Origin of the sequence: Arthrobacter sp. JUb115 (assembly GCF_004365035.1) — a bacterium.
Classification (GTDB): domain Bacteria; phylum Actinomycetota; class Actinomycetes; order Actinomycetales; family Micrococcaceae; genus Glutamicibacter.
The window spans coordinates 1-19,742 of record NZ_SOBS01000008.1; the positions used below are offsets into that span (position 1 = coordinate 1).

The 19,742-nt window shown below is 63.5% G+C and carries 15 protein-coding genes; 4 read left to right on the forward strand and 11 right to left on the reverse strand.

Annotation, left to right across the window (positions count from 1 at the left end; translation table 11 throughout):
• Positions 1-420: fatty acid desaturase family protein (locus EDF61_RS13595; protein WP_208294274.1), on the forward strand; the 420-nt coding region annotated here is incomplete at its 5' end.
• A gap of 22 nt (positions 421-442) precedes the next feature.
• Here the strand turns inward: EDF61_RS13595 and EDF61_RS13600 are convergent.
• The 7 genes from EDF61_RS13600 to EDF61_RS13630 form a co-directional block, all read right to left on the reverse strand.
• Positions 443-859, reverse strand: coding sequence for an META domain-containing protein (locus EDF61_RS13600; RefSeq protein WP_133834423.1), 417 nt, complete (start codon positions 857-859; stop codon positions 443-445).
• A 45-nt stretch (positions 860-904) separates the two neighbouring features.
• The gene (locus EDF61_RS13605) at positions 905-2,461 is read right to left on the reverse strand and encodes an MFS transporter (RefSeq protein WP_133834424.1); all 1,557 of its coding nucleotides are present in this window, start codon (positions 2,459-2,461) and stop codon (positions 905-907) included.
• Between the two features lie 98 nt (positions 2,462-2,559).
• Positions 2,560-3,315: a TetR/AcrR family transcriptional regulator gene (locus EDF61_RS13610; RefSeq protein WP_105662609.1), complete on the reverse strand. Its 756-nt coding sequence runs from the start codon at positions 3,313-3,315 to the stop codon at positions 2,560-2,562.
• 63 nt (positions 3,316-3,378) lie between these two features.
• Positions 3,379-4,368 carry a hypothetical protein gene (locus EDF61_RS13615; RefSeq protein WP_133834425.1) on the reverse strand — a complete coding sequence of 330 codons (990 nt, stop codon included), beginning with the start codon at positions 4,366-4,368 and terminating at the stop codon, positions 3,379-3,381.
• Between the two features lie 102 nt (positions 4,369-4,470).
• Positions 4,471-5,385, reverse strand: coding sequence for a sugar ABC transporter permease (locus tag EDF61_RS13620; RefSeq protein ID WP_133834426.1), 915 nt, complete (start codon positions 5,383-5,385; stop codon positions 4,471-4,473).
• The gene (locus EDF61_RS13625; protein WP_133834427.1) at positions 5,385-6,980 is read right to left on the reverse strand and encodes an ABC transporter permease subunit; all 1,596 of its coding nucleotides are present in this window, start codon (positions 6,978-6,980) and stop codon (positions 5,385-5,387) included. Before EDF61_RS13625 ends, EDF61_RS13620 begins: the two co-directional genes overlap by 1 nt.
• Positions 6,981-7,096: 116 nt before the next feature.
• Positions 7,097-8,365: a sugar ABC transporter substrate-binding protein gene (locus EDF61_RS13630; RefSeq protein ID WP_133834428.1), complete on the reverse strand. Its 1,269-nt coding sequence runs from the start codon at positions 8,363-8,365 to the stop codon at positions 7,097-7,099.
• Between the two features lie 267 nt (positions 8,366-8,632).
• Here EDF61_RS13630 and EDF61_RS13635 point away from each other — a divergent pair, with 267 nt between their 5' ends.
• Both EDF61_RS13635 and EDF61_RS13640 read left to right on the forward strand, forming a co-directional pair.
• Positions 8,633-10,321, forward strand: a complete 1,689-nt coding sequence (locus tag EDF61_RS13635) for a glycoside hydrolase family 13 protein (RefSeq protein WP_133834429.1) — start codon at positions 8,633-8,635, stop codon at positions 10,319-10,321.
• Between the two features lie 112 nt (positions 10,322-10,433).
• Positions 10,434-11,441, forward strand: coding sequence for a LacI family DNA-binding transcriptional regulator (locus EDF61_RS13640; protein ID WP_133834430.1), 1,008 nt, complete (start codon positions 10,434-10,436; stop codon positions 11,439-11,441).
• 197 nt (positions 11,442-11,638) lie between these two features.
• On the opposite strand, the gene EDF61_RS13645 is transcribed toward EDF61_RS13640, so the two are convergent.
• The gene (locus EDF61_RS13645) at positions 11,639-12,979 is read right to left on the reverse strand and encodes an MFS transporter (protein ID WP_133834431.1); all 1,341 of its coding nucleotides are present in this window, start codon (positions 12,977-12,979) and stop codon (positions 11,639-11,641) included.
• Positions 12,980-13,245: 266 nt separating this feature from the next.
• On the opposite strand from EDF61_RS13645, the gene EDF61_RS13650 reads away from it, so the two are divergent.
• Positions 13,246-13,941, forward strand: coding sequence for an IclR family transcriptional regulator (locus tag EDF61_RS13650; protein ID WP_133834432.1), 696 nt, complete (start codon positions 13,246-13,248; stop codon positions 13,939-13,941).
• A gap of 115 nt (positions 13,942-14,056) precedes the next feature.
• Here EDF61_RS13650 and EDF61_RS13655 read toward each other — a convergent pair whose 3' ends face one another.
• The 3 genes from EDF61_RS13655 to EDF61_RS13665 form a co-directional block, all read right to left on the reverse strand.
• Entirely contained in the window at positions 14,057-15,331 is a 1,275-nt protein-coding gene (locus EDF61_RS13655; protein WP_133834433.1) for an MFS transporter, read from the reverse strand.
• A gap of 113 nt (positions 15,332-15,444) precedes the next feature.
• A complete protein-coding gene (locus EDF61_RS13660; RefSeq protein ID WP_133834434.1) occupies positions 15,445-18,543 on the reverse strand; it encodes an AAA family ATPase in 3,099 nt (1,032 codons plus the stop codon).
• Positions 18,540-19,706 carry an exonuclease SbcCD subunit D gene (locus tag EDF61_RS13665; RefSeq protein ID WP_133834435.1) on the reverse strand — a complete coding sequence of 389 codons (1,167 nt, stop codon included), beginning with the start codon at positions 19,704-19,706 and terminating at the stop codon, positions 18,540-18,542. The genes EDF61_RS13660 and EDF61_RS13665 overlap by 4 nt, the downstream gene beginning before the upstream one ends.
• Positions 19,707-19,742: the final 36 nt, after the last annotated feature.

Sequence of the window (19,742 nt, forward strand, 5' to 3'; positions counted from 1 at the left end):
GCCTTCCTCGGCGTGCAGCTGGCAGTCTTCGGCGTCTACATGGGTGCCTCCTTCGCCCCGAACCACAAGGGCATGCCGATGGTTCCCCAGGACGCCCGCATCGACTTCTTCTCCCGCCAGGTTCTGACCGGACGCAATGTCATGGCCAAGTCCAGCTGGGGAAACCGCGTGCTCTCCCACGTCTACGGCGGATTGAACTACCAGGTGGAGCACCACCTGTTCCCGTCCATGCCGCGCGCCAACCTGGCCGGCGTCTCGCGCATCGTGCGCCAGTACTGCGACGAGCACCAGGTGCCGTACACCGTGGCCAGTGTCCGCGAATCCTACGCACAGGTGATCACCTACCTGAACAAGGTCGGGCTATCGGCCCGGGATCCATTCGAGTGCCCGATGATCTCCGGTTACCGCGTCAGCGCATAGTTCCGGCTGAAGCAGCAAAGAGCTAGGATCCCTTGCCACCAAAGGCAAGGGTTCCTAGCTCTTTCCCGTCTGCGTCAAGAACAAGCATCTTTTCGCCGTCCTCCAGCTTGGCGGAGGCAGCGCGCGAGAGCCAGTCATCCACGCCTTCGCAGAACATCTTGGTCGAAGCCAGCGCGGCGAATTCCAGGTCTTCGGATGCATTCCAGGTACCGGCGAGGCGGTTGCAGCCATCGCTGCCGGTGACTTTGCCGTCCTCGGACAGTTCCAGCCACGGCTGGCCCTGCTCCTTGGTCCCCCAAAGGCCGACCGGATCTTGCCGTTCCACGCTGGTCTCGCTTTCAGTTGGCTGGCTGGCGCCCGGCTCGCCCGGGGTCGCCCCGCAGGCGGCAACGCCGAAAGCCAAAGACAGTGCCGCGGTGCGCAGGAAGAATCGCTTCATATCCCCCAGCCTAGGTCTTCGGCCCACCCGCTGGCCAGCACCGGATTACGGCTGGGAGTCTACTGGCTGGGTAGGCTCCTTCGGCCCGGCAACCTCGATTGCCCCCGTCACAGTACGCTGCACGCCGGTGCTGACGGGAACGACTTCTTCGGCAACTGGCTTGCTGCGGGCAGCATGGCTATGGCGCAGATCGAGGATACCGACCAGCAAGGTGGCCAGGACCAAGAGTGAAATGGCAGCGAATGAGAGCGCCATGGCGATCGAGTACCCGGCTACGTGGTTCATGCCGTAGAAGACAGCGGTAATCACCGCAATGCCCACCGCAGTGCCCACGCGCTGGGAAGTCTGCATCAAGCCGCCGGCGCTGCCGGAGTTGGCCACGGGAACTTCCATGAGGGTCAGAGCCTGGTTAGGCGAAATGATGAAGCCCTGGGCTACGCCGATGAAGGCCAGCGAAAGCAGCATCCACCAGATGCTCAGCAGCCCGCGATCCTCCAGGACCACCACGGCAATGGTGGCCAGCAGGCCGAACAGGGCGCTGAGAATGCCGCCAATGACCATTTTCCGCCCCACGGTCATGACATAGCGTCCGGCGATGTCGGAGCTGAAGGCGGAGAGCAGAGCCGCGGGAAGGCAGATCAGCCCTGCCTGCAGGGCACTGAAGCCCTGGGATTGCTGGACGTAAATGGCCACCAGCACCCAGACGCTGGAAACACCCATGAAGTACAGGCCAGCGATGAGCGTGCCGTTGGTGAAGCTGCGGATCTTGAACAGGGCCAATTCCACCATTGGTTCGCGCCCGAGCTTCTTGTACTTCTTCTCCCACCAGACCCAGAGCACCATGACCAGCACTGCCAAGGCCAGCAGCGACCAGAGCCATGGGGTTTCGCGGCCCTGGACGAATGGCAGGAGCAGGGCGAAAATGCCAACCGCCAGCAGGAGGCCGCCAACGGGGTCCAGATCCACCTTGCCCGCTGGCTTGTTGAACAGCGGCTTGGGCAGCCACAGCAGCGCCAGGACGATGGCCAGCACGCCGACCGGGACGTTGATCAAGAAGGTGGCACGCCAGCCGGCGTCTTCGCCAAACCAGTTGATCAGCAATCCGCCCAGCACCGGCCCAATAGCTACCGAGAAGCCGACGGCGGTGCCCAGCAGCCCGTAGGCCCGGCCGCGGGCCGCGCCACGGAAGTGCTGCTGGATCATGCCCATCACTTGGGGGTTGAGCAGGCCCGAGCCAATGCCCATGATGAAGCGGGCAATGTTCAATATCAGTGGATCCGCGGCCAGCCCTGCGAGGATGCTGGCGGCTGTGAAGATTGCCAAACCTGCCACGAACATCACGCCGCGGCCCAGCAGGTCGCCGGCGCGTCCGGCAGCGACCAGCACCACGCCGAAGGTCAGCGCATATCCTGCCAATACCCACTGCAGGTCCGCCTCGGTGGCGTGCAGGGTGGAACCGATGGCAGGAAGAACCACGTTGACGATGCTGACCGAAACCAGCGACATGAACATCGCTGCCAGCAGCACGCCCAGCAATCGCCATCGCGCTCCGGCCGAGAGTTCTTCAGCAACTGGTACCGGATGCGGCTTGCTCTGGGACATGGGTCAACTTTCAAACGAATTCCAGGCCGCACAATCCTGCGGTCCTTCAACCTACAGCGTTGGCCAGCTGGCTAATATTCCCTGTCGAAATGCTTATTTCATTCTTTGTGGTCTTCGGCGGCCCGGTTGAGCTCGAGCATCTGCGCAATAGCCAGCAACCGCAACTCGACGACTTCCCCGAAAAGGTCATCGCTGTCCTGCTGCGGCAGCTCGAGCGCTTGGCGTGCCAGCGGTGTCGGAACTTCCGGGTAGGCGTCAAGCAATTGGACCGGCACCAGCGAGCTCACGTAGTCCGGGCTGTCCTTCGAGCGGCGGTCATAGTAGTAATCCACATGCATCACGAAACCCAGGACATCCCGTTCCAGGGCGCGGACCATGGCCACTGCCTGCTTGAGCGTCAGCCCGATATCCACGAAGAAGGCGAGGATCCGTTCCATCAATTCATTGCGGAACGGGCCGGGCTCCACCTTGAGCTTTTCGTCGAGCGTCAATTGCGAAGCCCGGGGGTAGGCCCGGTAGGCCCGGCGCGTTGCGTTGTATGCTTCGGTCACCCCGAGCTTCCAGTCGTTGCAATCGAACTCGATCAGCGGATTGATCGAAATGAAGCGCCCTACCGCCAGGTTGATGACTTCTTGGCGATCCGCCACGTAGTTGTACAACGCCCGCGGGGTGACATTGAATTCGGCCGCAAGACGGTGCATGGTCAGCGCGTCGTAGCCCTCGGCACCGGCGATTTCCAAGGCCTTCTGGGCCAGCTGCTCTTTGCTCAGGGACTGGAACTCAGAGTCCTTGCGCGGGCGCCCGCGACCACGTTTTGTCGGTTCAGGAGAGGAATTTTCCTTATTCTCGGCCATGTCACGAGGATATACGCATTTTCTCTGTAAATTCCCGTTAAGCGCCTACAAGTATTGAAACTCCTAAAACAGGGCCAGCAATTTCCTGGCTCGCTCGTGCCACATGCCAGCAGCTAGCGCAAGATGTCCTACGGCGAAGCTCATGCCGCCAGCAAGCCACGGCCAGGCCAGGACCGCCCCGTAGGTTCCTGGCAGCGCAGCGACGAATCCAGCGGCCATCACCAGCAGGCCGGCTGCGACCAGCGCAATATGAGCCAGCTTCCAGCGGAAGGGCAGCAGCATCGCCAGCACGGCCAGCAGCGCGGCCGGAGCCACGATCAGCCATGGCGCAGCGCTGAAGCCGGCCAGGCCTTGGTAGCTGGCATACCCCAGGACCAGGATCAGCAGCACCGCCGCGCACACCAGCCAGCCGGGCCCGGGGCTTGCCATGGAACCGCGCATCATCAGCAGCGGGGTGAAAACCTGTGCCCAGAGCAGCACGGTCACCGGAATGAAAAAGAGCGAGAGCTGTCCGCCACCGGCCGCGCAGATAACGGTCATGATCACAGCCCCGAGGATGTGGATGGTAGTGCCGGCACTATTGGGCAGCCACAACGGAACCAGGCTGAGGATGACCGGAATGAACGCCAGCCAAATCAGCTGGGATCCGATCAGCAATTCGAGTTGCCCCAGCAGCCCGCCAACTCCCCCGGCAACAAAGCCGAAGCTCTGTTCGTTGGCCAAGGCGGCTTGCGGCGGGGCGAAAAGCACCACCATCAGGGTCAGCAGTGCGAGAGCGAAAATTGGCCACGCCAGAATACGCGTCAGGAAGTACTTGCCGCTGCCCACTTCCAGGGCTTCGGGCTCATGGCGTTCGAATTTGAGCGCACGCGAGGCAGGCTCGCCGAGCAAGCGGACCAAGTCGCTCTTGCGGCGTCCGCCGCCAGGCAGGCGGAGAATTTCCTGCTTGGTGGTTTCAATGACTTCGTTGCGTTCTTGCAAAGACAAGAAATCCAGCGCACGGCGAAGTTGCTCCAGGTAGTTGCGGGCGGCGCGCGGCAAGTAGGGCTTCATGCCTTTTACTCTACGTGCTCCGGCCCCTGGGCCGACGCAGGCAAAATGGGGCAACGCCAGTGGCGTTGCCCCATCTGCCCGAAGCCGGTCAGCTGCTGCGGGCTACTTGCCTGCGCCGGCGGTCAGGCCGCCGACAATGTACTTCTGCAAGAACAGGAACAATGCCATCACCGGGATCGCTGCCAGTACCGCACCGGCAGCGAAGACCGACCAGTTGGAGGTGAACTCCTCCGAGACGTAGGAGTACAGACCCACAGCCAGCGTCTGGTTCTCCGGGGAGACCAGGATGACCGAAGCGATCACGAAGTCCGAGGTGCTGGAAATGAAGGACAGCAGGCCCACGACGGCCAGGATCGGTGCCACCAGGCGCAGGATCATGGTGAAGAAGATGCGGGCATGGCCAGCACCATCGATCTTCGCCGCTTCGTCGATTTCCACCGGAATGGTGTTGAAGAAGCCGTACATCAGATAGGTGTTCACACCCAGTGCCCCGCCCAGGTACACCATGATCAACGCGATCTGGTTGTCGATGCCCAATACCGGGAAAACATCTCCTAGCGAGGTGAGCAGGATGAAGATCGCCACCACGGCCAGCAGCTGCGGGAAGATCTGTACGATCAGCAAGCTGACCAGGCCCACGCGGCGGCCGGTGAAGCGCATCCGCGAGAAGCTGTAGGCAGCCAATGCTCCGAGGAACACCGAAGCGGCCGCCGTGGTCAGTCCGATCACCAAGGTGTTGATGAACCAGGCGCCGAAGGGACGCTGCTGATTCTGGAACAGCTCCACATAGCTGTTGAAGCCGATGGTGGTGAACAATCCATTGGAAGACAGCAGGGTTCCGTTGGGGTTCAGCGAGGCCGAGAGCACGTAGAGCAGCGGGAAAGCCGCATAGATGCACAGGGCCACGCCGATCAGGTGGCGCCACCCGGTGGAGGCGAACCATTTGCCCAGGCCCTGGCGCCCGGCGCGCCCCTTGGGTGCGCGGGCTACCGGCCTGCCGGTGATTTCGGTGCTCATTAGTTCAGCTCCTCCAGTGCCTTGGTCTGCTTGAAACTGATAATCGAGATGATCGCGACGATGACGAAGATGATGATGGAGAAGGCGCTGGCCAAGCCGTAGTCGCGCTGGGAGCCAACGAAGGCCACCTTGTAGACCATGGAGATCAGGATGTCGGTGGATCCCACGTTCAGTCCTGCATCCTGCATGCGCGGCCCGCCTTCGGTGAGCATGTAGATCACGTTGAAGTTGTTGAAGTTGAAGGCGAAGGAGCTGATCAGCAGCGGAGCCACCGAGACCAGCAGCAGCGGCAGCTTGATCAACCGGAAGATCTGGAACGGCTTCGCCCCGTCGATGGTGGCCGCTTCGGAGAGTTCATTCGGAATGGACTGCAGCGCCCCGGTGCAGACCAGGAACATGTACGGGAACCCGAGCCACAGATTCACCCAGAGCACGGAGAACTTCGCCAGCCACGGGTCGGTCAGCCAAGGGATCTGCGCTCCGCCCAGGAGCACCTGGTTGACGAACCCGAAGTCGCGGTTGAGCATGCCCGCCCAGACCAGCCCGCCCAGGAACGCAGGGAATGCGTAAGGCAGGATCGAGATGACGCGGTAGACCTTCCGCCCCTTCATGCGCATGTCGTTGAAGACAATCGCCAGGAACAGCCCGAGGAAGAAGGTGGTCGCCACCGACAGGAAGGCGAAGGCGAAGGTCCACACGGTGACAGAGAACAGTGCATTGCGGATCGACGAGTCGGTAACGGCACGGGTGAAGTTCTCGAAGCCCACGTTAATGGACCAGCCGGGCATCAGCTGCGAGCCGTCCTGCGCGGTATACGCGCCCACGCCGGTGTCCCGGTACACCACGCCGGTCTTCTGATCGGTCATGGTGTCCGCGGCTTCATCATGCTTGATGGAGGAAGTGTACTGGTAGGCGGTGCGGCCATCACTGGTGCGCAAGGTGCCATCAGCCGGGTTCTCGGTGAATGGAACGGCCAGCGAGGTGACTTCCTGCTGGCGGCCCAGCAAATCGGCGAAAGCCAGTTCGGAGTAGTCCCCCAGGCCAGCGGGGTCTACCGGGGCGAAAGGATCATCCGCATCGCCGAGCAGCTGCTGGCCATCGCGGTCAATGAGCATCGCCAGCCCGTCTTGCCCCTCGAGGATGGAGACCGGGTAGCCGGCTGATCCCTCGACGCGGTTCTGGTTGGATTGCAGCAGCGCGCTGATCGCGTCATCCTTATCCGAGTTGTGCCCCGAACCGTAGTTGGTGAAGGCGATGTACCCGGTGTAGCCGATCACGAAGACCTGGAAGATCAGCAGGAAGATGGTGCCCGGCAGCAGGTACTTTGCCGGCAGCCATCCGCGCTTGAAGTAGACCACGTTGATCAGCACGGCAATGGCCGCGATCACCGCGGCGATCGCCCAGGCTTCGCGCCCCAGTGCGGTGAAGACCGCGAAGAGTGCGGTCGCATCGACGATCGCCACCAGGATGATCTTGGCGAGCATGGCGCCAGTGGAGGTGCTGGTGGCGTTGGCGAAGTGCCTGGCTGCCAGTGACAGCTTGGGCTTCGTCTCCTCGGTGCCGGGTTGCGGCCCTTGGCGGGCGGTCTTTGTCATCTTCCAGATGTCCCTGTCGATCAAGTGCAGTTAGCGCTGGTGCATTGCAGGCGCTGGAGCCCGGAGAAGTTCCTCCCGGCCCCAGCGCTCATCGTTGTGCCTGGTGGCAGGCGTTCCTACTTTGAGATGGCCTTTTCGATATCCGAGGTCATCTGCTTCCAGCGCTTGGCTGGATCGGCCTTGCCGGTGATGATCTCGGCCTCGGCTACGCCCCAGAACTCCCATACGGCAGCCATTTCCGGGATGTTCGGCATCGGCACGCCGTTGGCGCCGACCTCGCCGAAGGCAGCGATGGTTTCATCGGACTTGGCCGCTTCGAAAGCCGCCTTGTTTGCCGGCGGACGGTTGCCTACCTCGTACAGTTCGGTCTGGACTTCTTCGGTGCCGATGTAGTTGGTCAGGAATTCGGTAGCGGCCAGCAGGTTCTCGGTCTTCGCGGAAACGAAGAAGCCCTGCACGGCTACGAATGGCTGGGCTTGTTCGCCACCGGCCGATGGAATCGGGTCGATTTCCAGGTTGATCTCAGCTTCTTCCACTGCTTCCACGTTCCATGGACCGGTCAGGAAGAATGGCGAGTCGCCGGAGACGAACTTCTCCTTGGCGATGTCCCCGTCGAGGCTGGTCTTCAGGTTGCCTTCTTCGCCCTCTTCAGCCAGCCACTTGGCGAATTCGATGCCGCCCTCGTTGCCGATCTGCAGATCTGCCGGGTCATAGGCGCCCGTATCATCGGTGCCGAACACCGGTGCGCCGAAGGAGGTCTGGAACGGGTAGGCGTGGAATGGATCGCCGACATCAGAGACCTGCACCAGGAACGGGAATTCGGTGCCGGCCTTCTCGCCGGCGGCAATCATGTCATCGAAGCTCGTCGGAGCTTCCTTGACCAGATCCGCATTGCGCAGCAGGGCCAGGTTCTCGGTGGCATAGGGAACACCGTAGGTGTTGCCCTCGTAGCTCATTGCGTTGACGGCCACGTCCTGGAATTCGCCGGCCTTGTCGCCCAGCTCAACTGGCTGCACGACGCCGTTGTTGACCAGGTTGCCCAGCCAGTCGTGGGCGCCGATGGTGATATCCGGCCCCTTGCCGGTAGGAACCTGGCGCAGGAAGTCTTCCTGGATCTTGGAGAAGTCCTTGATCACCAGGTCCACCTTGACCCCGGACTGCTTCTCGAAGTCCGCCGCGGCCTCCTTCAGCACTGGTTCGCGGTTGGCATCCACCCATACGGTCAGCTTGCCGCCGGAGGCTGCTGCCGGGGAGGATTGCGCCGTTGCGGGGCTGGAGGAAGCTGCTGGCTCGCTGGTGCCAGACCCGCCGCAGGCGGTGAGCGAGAGTGCGGCAATGGCCGTCAGTGCTCCGCCGAGAAGCCAAGGGTGCTTATTCACCTTCATGGGATGTCCTTTCGTGACAACTGTGTCATCAGGGACCGGGTCGGCCGCGATTTCCGCTGGGCCTGCCGGTCGGGTCTTTAGTGGTGCGAGTAACACATTGATTGTAAGCGTTTACAGCGTGGCACAGATCATGAAAATTGACAACAACGCCGATAAAATCAGTTTTTATCGGCCGAGGCGCGAATTCAGACCTCGCCATGGAACGAGGGCTTTGAAGCATAATTGCAAGCGTTTACAAACTGTGGTGAATCATTTATCGTTACCGTCATGACTTCAATTCGTTCAGCAGCTGATTCCCTTGTGCAATCCGAAGACTCGCAGTGGTGGCGCTCCTCGGTGATCTACCAGATCTACCCGCGCTCCTTCGCCGATTCCAATGGCGATGGGATGGGCGATCTGCGCGGCATTACCCAACGCCTGGAAAGCATCGCTCAGCTTTCGGTCGACGCGATTTGGCTGTCGCCATTCTTCACTTCCCCGCAGAAGGACGCCGGATACGACGTATCGGACTACTGCGATGTGGATCCGCTGTTTGGAACCCTGGAGGACTACGACGCGATGGTCGCCAAGGCCCACGCATTGGGCCTGCGCGTCATCATCGATTTGGTTCCGAACCACTGCTCGGACCAGCACCCGTGGTTCCAGGAAGCGCTCAAGGCGGCGCCCGGCTCCCCCGAACGCGACCGCTTCATCTTCAAGGACACCCCGGCAACCGGGCGCCCGAATAATTGGGATTCGGTCTTCGGCGGCCCGATGTGGACCGAAACCAGGAATCCTGATGGCAGCGCCGGCCAGTCCTACCTGCATATCTTCGACTCCTCGCAGCCGGACTTCAATTGGCACAACGAGGAAGTGCGCGCGATGTTCCGCGACGTCCTGCGCTTCTGGCTGGACCGGGGCACCGACGGCTTCCGCGTTGACGTGGCCCACGGGCTGATCAAGGCCGAGGGCTTGCCGGACTTCACCCCGGACCCATCCGGAGCTTCCATGGGCGGCACCGACGAACTGGCTCCGTGGTGGGGCCAGGATGGCGTGCATGAAATCTACCGCGACTGGCGCAAGGTCATGGACGAGTACGACGGCGAGCGCGTGCTGTGCGCCGAGGCATGGGTCAACCCCTTGTCGCTGATGGCCAAGTGGGTGCGCGAGGACGAGATGCACCAGGCTTTCAACTTCCCTTATCTCTCTTGCGACTTCGATGCCCAGCAGATCCGCGAAACCATCGACCAGTCCCTGGAGGAGTTCGGCAAGGTCGGTGCCCCGAGCACCTGGGTGCTCTCCAACCATGACGTGGTACGTCATGCGACCCGCTTGGCGCTGACCGATGAGAACCCGCAGGGCGAGGGCATCGGCCCGAACACCCCGAACCTGCCGGAGGCTGCCGTGGGATTGCGTCGCGCTCGTGCTTCCAGCGCGTTGATGCTGGCCCTGCCAGGTGGCGCCTACATCTACCAGGGCGAAGAGCTGGGCCTGCCAGAAGCCGTTGAACTGCCAGATGAGGCGCGCCAGGATCCTACCTGGTTGCGCACCAATGGCGAGCGCTATGGGCGTGACGGCTGCCGGGTGCCCTTGCCCTGGGAAAGCGGCAAGCCCGCTTTCGGCTTCAGCGCGACCGGTGAAAGCTGGCTGCCGCAGCCGGCAGGATGGGATTCCTATGCCCGCGATGCGCAGGCCGATGACCAGCCTTCCACGCTGAACCTGTACCGCCGCCTGTTGCAGCTGCGCCAGGATCACGCACTGGGCACCGGCACCCTGGATTGGGTCGAAGGCACTGCGGATGATGTTCTGGCTTTCGCCAACGGCCCTGTGCTGGTCGTGGCCAACTACGCTGCAACTGCACAGCCTTTGCCTGCCGGTGCGCAGGGCGCCACCGAACTGGTGCGCAGCCAGAGGGAGATTTCGGCGGAACCGGGAATGATTCCGGGCGAAACCACGCTCTGGTTCCAGTTGCCGTAGCCGGCAATCTGCTGACCGGCTGCAGCCGCACCGGGTAATGTTGGGCAGGAGCCGTGGCCAGGGGAAGGGATTTCCCCTAGCCACGGCTGTGCCCATGAAGGAAGGAAGAGAAGTGGCCGGGATCAAAGACGTCGCACAAGCCGCTGGCGTATCCATTGCCACCGTCTCGCGCGCATTATCTGGCCGGGGTTCTGTCTCCGCGTCCGCGCAGGAGGCTGTGCAGCGCGCCGCCGCCGAGCTGGGCTATGTGGTCTCTTCTTCCGCGTCCGGGTTGGCCTCGGGACGCACCCGCAACATCGGCGTGCTCGTTCCGGTGATCAACCACTGGTTCTATGCCTGCGTGCTGGAAGGCATTTCCAGCCGCTTGATGGACGAGGGCTATGACACCACCCTCTATCAGCTGACCAAGGACCGCACCCAGCGCGAGAAGATCTTCTCCGATTTCCTGTTGCGCCAGCGCGTGGATGCGGTGATCGCGGTCAACGTCGAGTTGGCTGGGGACGAGGTCCAGGCGCTGCTGGCCATGGACAAGCCCCTGGTTGGCGTGGGAGGCCCGCTTCCCGGCGTGCCGACCCTGCACGTGAATGACGAAGCGATTTCTGCCCTCGCGACCGGGCACCTCATCTCCCTGGGCCATGAACGCATTGGCTTCATCGGCGGCAACGCGGAAACCGATGTGGATTTCATGGTGCCCACCCACCGCCGCACCGGCTACGAGCGGGCGCTGGCCGAGGCTGGACTTGAACTGGATGAGTCGCTGTTCGCCAGCGCGGACTTCTCCATGGCCCAGGGCTACGCGGTGGCCAAGCAGCTGCTGGGCAACCCGGCATCCCGTCCGACGGCAGTGTTCGCAGCCAGTGATGAAATGGCCATTGGCGCGATCCTGGCCGCCCGCGATCTCGGTTTGCAGCTGCCCCATGACCTGTCGGTCATCGGCGTGGACAATCACGACCTGGCCGAGCTCTTCGGCTTGACCACCGTCGAGCAGCGTCCGCATGAGCAGGGGCAGCTGGCGGTCGCCATGCTGCTGCGTGCTATCCGCGGCCAGGAACCGGCGCAAGCCCACGAGTTGGGCCATCGGCTGATCGTGCGCTCCTCCACCACCCGCCCCGCCCAGTAGCCGGCCAAGCATTCGGTCCCCGCATGCCGGCGGCCTAGGCGCAATCGATGGCGGCGGCCGGAAATCGGCGGTGCAGCAAGCTGCCCGCCGCATCTGCCCACTGATCGCCAAACCACCGGTCGCCAGACGCGCAAATGCCCGCGCAGGCCCAGGATCGCTTGATCCCTTGCCTGCGCGGGCATTGTGCTGCCGCGGAACTAGTGCGCCACGCGCGAGTCAGCCTGTTCGCCCTCGATTTCTTCCACGTGCAGGTTGCGTCCACGGGTCTCGCCCACCCAGAGCACCGCTGCCACGGAAATGATGGTCAGCACCATGATGTAGATGGCGATCGAGATCGAAGAGCCTGTGGCCTCCAGCAGGATCTGCGCCACGGTGGCCGCGAAGGCGCCGCCCAGAATGGCGCCAATGGCGTAGCCAATGGAAATGCCCGAGTAGCGGATCTGCGCCGGGAACATCTCCGCGTACATCGCCGACTGCGGGCCGTAGGACAAGCCCAGGCCAACGGTCAGCACGAAGATCGCAATGGTGTACAGCACAATGTTTCCGGTGTCGACCATCAGGAACATCGGGATCATCCAGATGAACACCAGCGCGTAGCCGATCACGAAGGTATTGCGGCGCCCGATCTTGTCCGAGAGCCAGCCGCCGACCAGGGTGAAGATCAGCCAGCCCACCGAACCGACGGTGGTAGCCAGGAGGATCGGTGCCACCGGCATCTCGAGGACCTTGGTGGTGTAGGAAATGAAGAACGCGATCACCAGGTAGCCGGCGGCGTTGTTCGAGATGAAGATCAGCGCTGCCTGCAGGACCTGCTTGGAATGGCTGGTCATCAGCTCGCGCAGCGGGGTGTGCTCGGAAGCCTTGCGCTGGGCGAGCTGCTTGAAGACCGGGGATTCCTCAACCGCACGGCGGATCATGTAGCCCACGAAGATCAGTGCAATGGAGAGCAGGAACGGGATGCGCCAGCCCCATGCGGCGAATTCTTCCGGGCTCATGGCAACGCGCAGGATGTAGAGCAGGCCGGTAGCCAGGATCATGCCGATGGGCACGCCGATCTGCGGGTAGGCGCCGAAGTAGCCGCGGCGATTCTTCGGTGCGTGCTCTACCGCCATTAAGGCTGCACCGCCCCATTCGCCACCGGCCGAGAAGCCCTGGACCACGCGCAGGAGCACCAACAGGATTGGCGCGGCCACGCCAATGGACGCGTAGGTTGGCAGCAGGCCGATGGCAGCGGTGGCAACGCCCATGAGGATCAGGGTGAGCACCAGGATGCGCTTGCGTCCGTAGCGGTCGCCCAGGTGGCCGGCAACCACTGCGCCCAGGGGACGGAAGAAGAAGGAGATGCCAATCATTGCGAAGGATAGGATCTGCGCGACACCCGGATTCGACTGCCCCAGGGGCTCGAGGAACAGCGGGGTCAGCAGCGTCGCGGTGAGCTGGGCGAAGATGAAGAAGTCGTACCACTCAATGGTGGTGCCCACGAGGGTTCCGGCAAGAACCCGGCGCTCCTCCTGGGTGCGAGAGACAGTCGATGACATGTGAAGACCTTTTGCGAGTTGTATACCGACCGTTCGGACGGTTTATGTCGGACACCATCATAAGCGCAGAGTGAAGCAGATCACAAGATCTATCCAAATGGTGACCAGCTCCAGCCAGGCACCCTCTCCCGAAACGGGCTGGGAATTCGGTGTTCTAATAGAGAACGACTAAAATCGGATATAGATCACCGACCGCTATGTCCCCCGGTTCACTACGAAGGCCCTCGACGACGTTCCAGCAGCGCCGCACGCCAGATTGAAGAGCAATGCCTACCTCCCAGACGCTTTCGCGTGGAATCCGCGTCCTTGAAATCGTCGCCAATTCCCCGGTCAACCTTTCCATCGCGGAAATCGCCGCGAAACTGGAAGTCCACCGCTCCATTGCCTACCGCATCATCCGCACCCTGGAGCAGCATCACCTGCTCAACCGCGACGAGGCCGGGCACATCCGTTCCGCTTCCGGCTTGGCCGTGCTCGCCCGCTCGGTCCAGCGCGACCTGCAGGCGGCCGCCACCCCGGAACTAACCGCGCTGGCCAACGAGCTGTCGATGACTGCTTTCGTAGCCGTCTGGGAACACGACCTGTGCACCACGTTGCAGTCGGTCTCCCCGTTGAACTCCCAGCGCGCGATCGTCCACCGCCCGGGCTCGGTGCACGGCATGGATGTGGGAGCTGCCGGCATCGCGATCCAGTCGCGCTATGCCAAGGCGGAGTGGGATGCCCTGGACACGGGCATCGAGTACCGCGAAGCTGCCGTCGCGGCCCGGGTTGACGGCTATGCCACCAGCGAGAACGAAGTCATCCAGGGCGTGACCTCCATTGCCGTTCCGATCCAGCATTCCGGGCAAACCCCGGCGGCCTTGGCCGTCGTCTTCGCCGCCAGCACGGTCGGCGGGTACGAGCGCATGATCGAGGAACTCAAGCACGCAGCGGCGCGCATCAGCGAAAAGCTCGCGCACTAGCAATTCCCGGCGGGGAAAGAAGAATCCCGTTGCCCTTCGCCTGCTGGGCGAGGTGCAACGGGATGCTTCTTATCCAGCTTTGCTGGCCGGCCGCAAGATGCGCAGAGTTCTTGCCCTAGCGGACGCGGGCCAGCGACGGGGACTTCGCGACAACGATCTTCATCGCCACAGCGGCCAGGAAGATCACCAGCGCGCCACCGGTGGAGACCCAGAAGGCGCCGAGGTAGCCCAGGGTCTCGGCGAAGACGCCGGCCAAGCCGTTTCCGATCGCGGTTCCCACAACAATGCCGGCAGAGAGCATGGTCATTACGGTGGACAGTCGCTGCGGCGGAGCGACTTCGCCGCCCAGGGTCATGACCGTGACGATCACCGGCCCTACCGCAAATCCTGCGATGAACAGGGCAACGAGCATCAGCGGGACATTGCCGGCCACGTGCAGCCCGAAGCTGAGCACGGTCAGCGCCGCACCGCACAGGATCCAGCGGTTGATCTGCTTGAAGGCCTGCGGCCAAGCGGCCACGGAGATCGCGGCAATCGCGCTGGAGAAGCCCATGGCGCCATAGAGCAGGCCGCCGGAGTTGGAATCGCCCTGCGCCCCGGCAAAGGCCAGGGTACCGGCCGCCGAGGAACCGAAGACCGTGCCCAGCGCCATCATGCCCAGGACCAGGGCGCCGATCGCGGCAACCTGCGCGCCGCTGATCGAGACCTTGGGAGTGTGCTCGGCGGTTCTCGCCGGCTTCACCGCATTGCCGGTACGGTGCGAGGCGAACACCGGCACCAGCACCAGGGTCAGCAGGGCGGCAAGGTAGAGCGGCAGCACCGGATCCACCAGGGATGCCAGCAGGCCCACGGCAACCGGGCCGAAGACGAAGCCCAGTTCATCGAACATGGACTCCAGGCTCAGTGCCGCCGAAAGGACCTTGTGGTTCTTCTTCTGCTGGCGGGTGATCGCAATCCAGCGGACGCGGGACATCGGGCCGACCTGCGGGCCGGTAGCACCGGTGGCCAGGCACATGATCGAGAGCAAGGCCGCGGACATATCCGGTCCCGAGTCGGCAAAAAGCGTCAGGGCAACCAGCAGGATGGTGTGGATGACCGCGACAGTGGTCAATACCGGACGCTGGCCCACCCGGTCAGCCAGATAGCCGATGCTCGGACCGCCAATGGCGGACCCCAGGCCAACCATGGCCGCGGCCAAGCCGCCCATGGCATATGAGCCGGTGGTAGCAGTTACCAGGGTCATGGACCCGATGGTGAGCATCGCCAGCGGGAGGCGTGCAAGGAAAGTAAGCGGCAGGAAGGGTGCTCCTACCAAAGGAACTAACGCGGAGTATCCGGACATCTTCTCGGATTCCTCACTGTTTTCCTTCGACAAAGTAGGCTGAGTCAACAAAACTCCATGACGAAGCGTGCGTCGTCCCACACCCCCCGACGCACAAAATTTCCCAGGCATGCCTGATGGCACTACTTTCAAGATAGCTACTGCCTTGGGGCAAGTCCAATCTATCCAGCCAAGATCACAGTGCCGTCGCGTTCAATGGTGGAACCGTGTTGGGTCTTGCTGACCGAAATCCGATTGGTGATGCGCTGCTTCATTTCTGCCACGTGGGAGACCAAGCCGATGGTCCGTCCCCCGGCACGCAAGTTTTCCAGCGCCTGCATGACTTCTTCCAGCGTCTCGGCATCCAGCGAACCGAAGCCTTCATCGACGAAGAGCGTCTGCATGTCCACGGCCCCGGAATGGTGCGAAATGACATCCGCCAGGCCCAGTGCCAGGGCCAGCGAGGCCATGAAGGTCTCGCCTCCGGAGAGCGTCTGGGTTTCCCGGCGCTTCCCGGTCCACGAATCGAGCACCTGCAACCCCAACCCGGACTTCGAATTGCCCTGCTTGGAATCATCATGGTGCAGCGAGTAGCGGCCGCCGGACATCATGCCCAGGCGCTGCGTTGCGGCGATGGCCACTTCCTCCAGCCGGGCCGCGAGCACATAGGTGCTCAGCGTCATCTTGTAGAGGTTCTCTCCCCCGCCACGAATCACTTCAGCCAATCCGCGCAGCCGGCGGTAGTCCTCGATGACCGGGCCTGCCTCGGTCCGCTGGCGTTCAAGATCAGTGGCTGCTTGCTCGTGGCGAGCGAGCTGGGTCTGCGCCAGCACTTCTTGTTCCCGCGCCGCTTCGAAGCATTCTTCGGCGAGGGAAGAGCGCAGCTTCGCTTCGGCAATCCCTTCTTCGCTTGGCCCTTCCAGGCCCTGCGCGGATAATTCCTGGGCCTTGCGGCAGTCCTGCGACGCTTCAAGCGTGGCAATGGCACTGGCCAGATCGGCATCGGCACGCTGCAGCTGGCGCAGGCGCTCGCGTTCGGCGCTGTCCAGCAAGGCGGCCTCGAAGGCAGCCGGATTCTCGAAACCGGCGGCCGTGCGCTGGCTATTCCAGGTGGCCTCGGCCTTCTCCAGCGCCTCGCTAGCCTCAAGGAAACGACGCAGGTGCTGCACTGCGCTGGCCAAGCCCTGGGACGTGGCGGACAGCTGCGCCACAAGTTCGGCCAGGTTCTCCCGGCCTTGGCGCAGCTGCTCCAGCTTGGCATCGAGTTCTGCCAGCTGGGTTTGCAGGGACTGCGCACGCTGCTTCGCTGTGGCGTGCTCGAGCACCGCCTGGGATGCCCGCGCGTTCTGCTGCTCGGTACGCTGGCGCACCGCGTCCAGCTTTGCCACGCGGGCAGCGATTTCTCCTTGCTGCTTCTGCTCCCGTTCCAGCCCGGCCTGCGCCGTGGCAAGCTCCGTCCGCAGGTCCGCGACCGAGGCGTCGCCCGCGGCTTCCTGCGCGGCCTGGAACTTGGCCACCAGGGTGTCGCGCGCCTGCGCGGCCCGTTGCCCGGCAGCTCTTGCCGCAGCCACCGCGGCTTCCAGCGCTTGGATCTGCTCATCGTCGATCAGCGGCGCATCGGCATCCGCCCGGGCCGGGGCGGGATGCTCTTGCGCACCGCAGACCAGGCACGGTTGCCCGTCTTCCAGCGCGGCAGCCAATCGCAAAGCGCTCTGGGCCAGCTGTTCGGTACGCAGGTCAAGCAAGGTATTGGCTACGCCTACAACCTCCAGCTCTTGTGCACTGGACTTCTCCCGTGCGGCCAGCGCCTGCTTCTCCAGGGCGTCGCGCTCGGTGGCATGCTGGATCCTGGTCTCCAGCCCCTTCACGTGTTCCTTGGCCTGCTGGACCTTGCCGCCGGCGGCTACCTGATCGAGGTCCGCGGCTTCCAGCGCAGCACGTTCGGCCTTGAGCAAGGCAACTTCGGCTTCGGCCTGGGCACGGGTCTCTTCCTGCGCAGCGGCCAGTTCGGCGGCCTTGCGTGCCTGGCCGGCCAGGACGTCGCGGCGCTTTTCATCGTCCAGGCCCGCCTTGGCCACCGCTAGTTCTTCGGCCGCTTGCTGCGCCGGCAGGCGCAGCTGCTCCAGACCGGCAGCGTCGGCACTGGGGTCCAGTCCCTGTTCGGTTTCAAGCCACAGCTTGCTGTCCAGCCAGGTGCCCTTGGCCTGCTCCTGGGCGACGGATGCTTCCTGGAGCTGGGCCTGGTAGGCACGCACCGCGCCCGCCTTGGCATCGCTGTCCAAGCGTGCGGCAGCCGCTGCTGCCGCTTCATGGTTCTGGGCGTAGCAAGCCTGCATGCCGCGCAGCTCGGCCAGGCGCGCGAAGATCCGGCGGCGTTCCTCCAGCGCCTGCGCCTGCTCGCGGGTGCGGGTCATCTCGGTGCGCAGTTTGGCCGCTTCGAGGGCCGAGTCCCGGTGAACCGCCGCGATCCGGCGGTGATAGCCGGCGAACTGCTCGGCACTGCTCAGGTCCCCCGCCGCGGCCTGTCCAGCGCCTTCGCCGTCGGCGTCGGCGTCGGCGTCGGCGTCGGCGTCGGCGGACTCATCAATGGCTTCGCGGCCTGCGAGGAACGCCCGGGCAGCGGAATGGATGGCCTCTTCACTGGCGCTCAGGCGTGCTTCCAGGCTCTCGGTTTTCTTGCGCTCTTCGGCCAGCCGGGCGGCGAATTCATCCTCGATCCGCGCATAGCCGCTGGTATCGAAGAGATTCGCCAGGAGATCTTCGCGGTCCTTGGCCTTGGCCCGCAGGAAGTCCGCAAAGCCGCCCTGCGGCAGCATGACTACCTTGGTGAACTGCTCGCGGTCCAGACCCAGCAGGCTGCCCAGGACGTGGCCCACCTCGTCGTTGCGGGTGGACAGTTCCTTCCAGCTCGAACCGGTGAACTCGCGCAGGAAGCTGGCGGCCTTCTGCTCGGTGGTCTTGTTCTTGCCGCGCTTGGACGGGCGCATCCAGGCCGGCGAACGGGTGACCTCGAAGCGCCGGTCGCCGATGGTCAGCTCGCAGACGACTTCCGGAGCCAAACCGGCCGGGGCATGGTCCGAACGGATCTGCCGGCTGCCGGCACGGCTTCCGGGCAGCGCGCCGTACAGGGCGTAGCAGATCGCATCCAGGATGCTGGACTTGCCGGCACCGGTGGGGCCATCGAGCAGGAACAGCCCGCCTTCGGCCAGTTCATCGAAGTCGATCTCTTCGGTGCCTGCGAAGGGCCCGAACGCCTGGATCTGGAGTTTGTGGATTCTCACTGGCTGGCCTGTGCCTCTCGGGTGGCTTGGATGACGGCGCCGATGACTTCCCGTTCCAGTTCATCGGCCGCGCGTTCGCGGACATGTTCCATGAAGTCCCCCACCACTTGTTCGGTGCTGGCGGCCTTGGCCATGCGCTCGGCATAGCTCGCAGTCTTGGCATCCCCGCCGGCGTGATCGGGGGCGAAGTTCAGCACCACGGTGTCGGGGAAACGGGTTCGAATCGTTGCCATCGCGTCGGCGGGGCGCTCGCTGTCGGTCAGCGTGACCTGGCACCATGCATCGACGGCGGATTCCAGTTCCGGATCCGCCAGGAGCTCAGCGAGCTTGCCCTTGAGGATGGCCAATTTCTTCGGCACCGGAAGCAGGATTTCCTGCACGGACTCTATGCCCCGGGCGTTGGTGTCGATCAGCCACACGCCCTTGCGCTGCGTTGCCTCGGAGAAGGAGTACGCCAGCGGAGAGCCCGAATAGCGAACGTGCTCCTTGACCTTCTGCCGTCCATGCAGGTGCCCCAGCGCCGAGTAGTCGAAGCGCTCGAAGAGCTCTGCCGGAACCACGTCGAGGTTGCCGGTGCTCAGTTCCCGTTCCGAGTCGCTGCCATAGCCGCCGGCGGCAAACAGGTGGGCCATCGCGATGGAAACTACCGGCTTGTCCCCTGCCCGCAGTTGCGCAAGATCTTCTTCGATCTGCGCTATGGCTGCCCGGACCACCGCTTCATGGCTGGCCTTTTCCACGCCCAGGCGTTCCATCACCATGCGCGGTTCCAGGTACGGGATGCCGTAGATGGCTACCCGGTGATCGCCTGCCTCGTGGATGACCGGCAGCAGCATGCGCTGGAGGTCGGCGATGATGTGCACCCCTGCGCTGTCCAATAGCTCTGCGCCGAAGCCCAGACGGGAGGCCGAGTCGTGGTTGCCGCTGGTGACCACGACGGCGGCCCCGGTGGCGCGCAGCTCGCGCAGCACCCAGTTGCACAACTGGACGGCATCCACATGCGGCAGCGCGCGATCGTAGATGTCACCGGAAATCAGCACCGCATCAACCTGCTGATTAATCGTGATATCGATGATTTCCTGCAGCACTGCACGCTGCGCTTCGATCAGGGAGGCCCCGTGGAAGGTCCGTCCCAAATGCCAGTCCGAGGTGTGAAGCAATCGCATGTGTCCAACCTTATGCAATGCCGCGGACAACTTGGA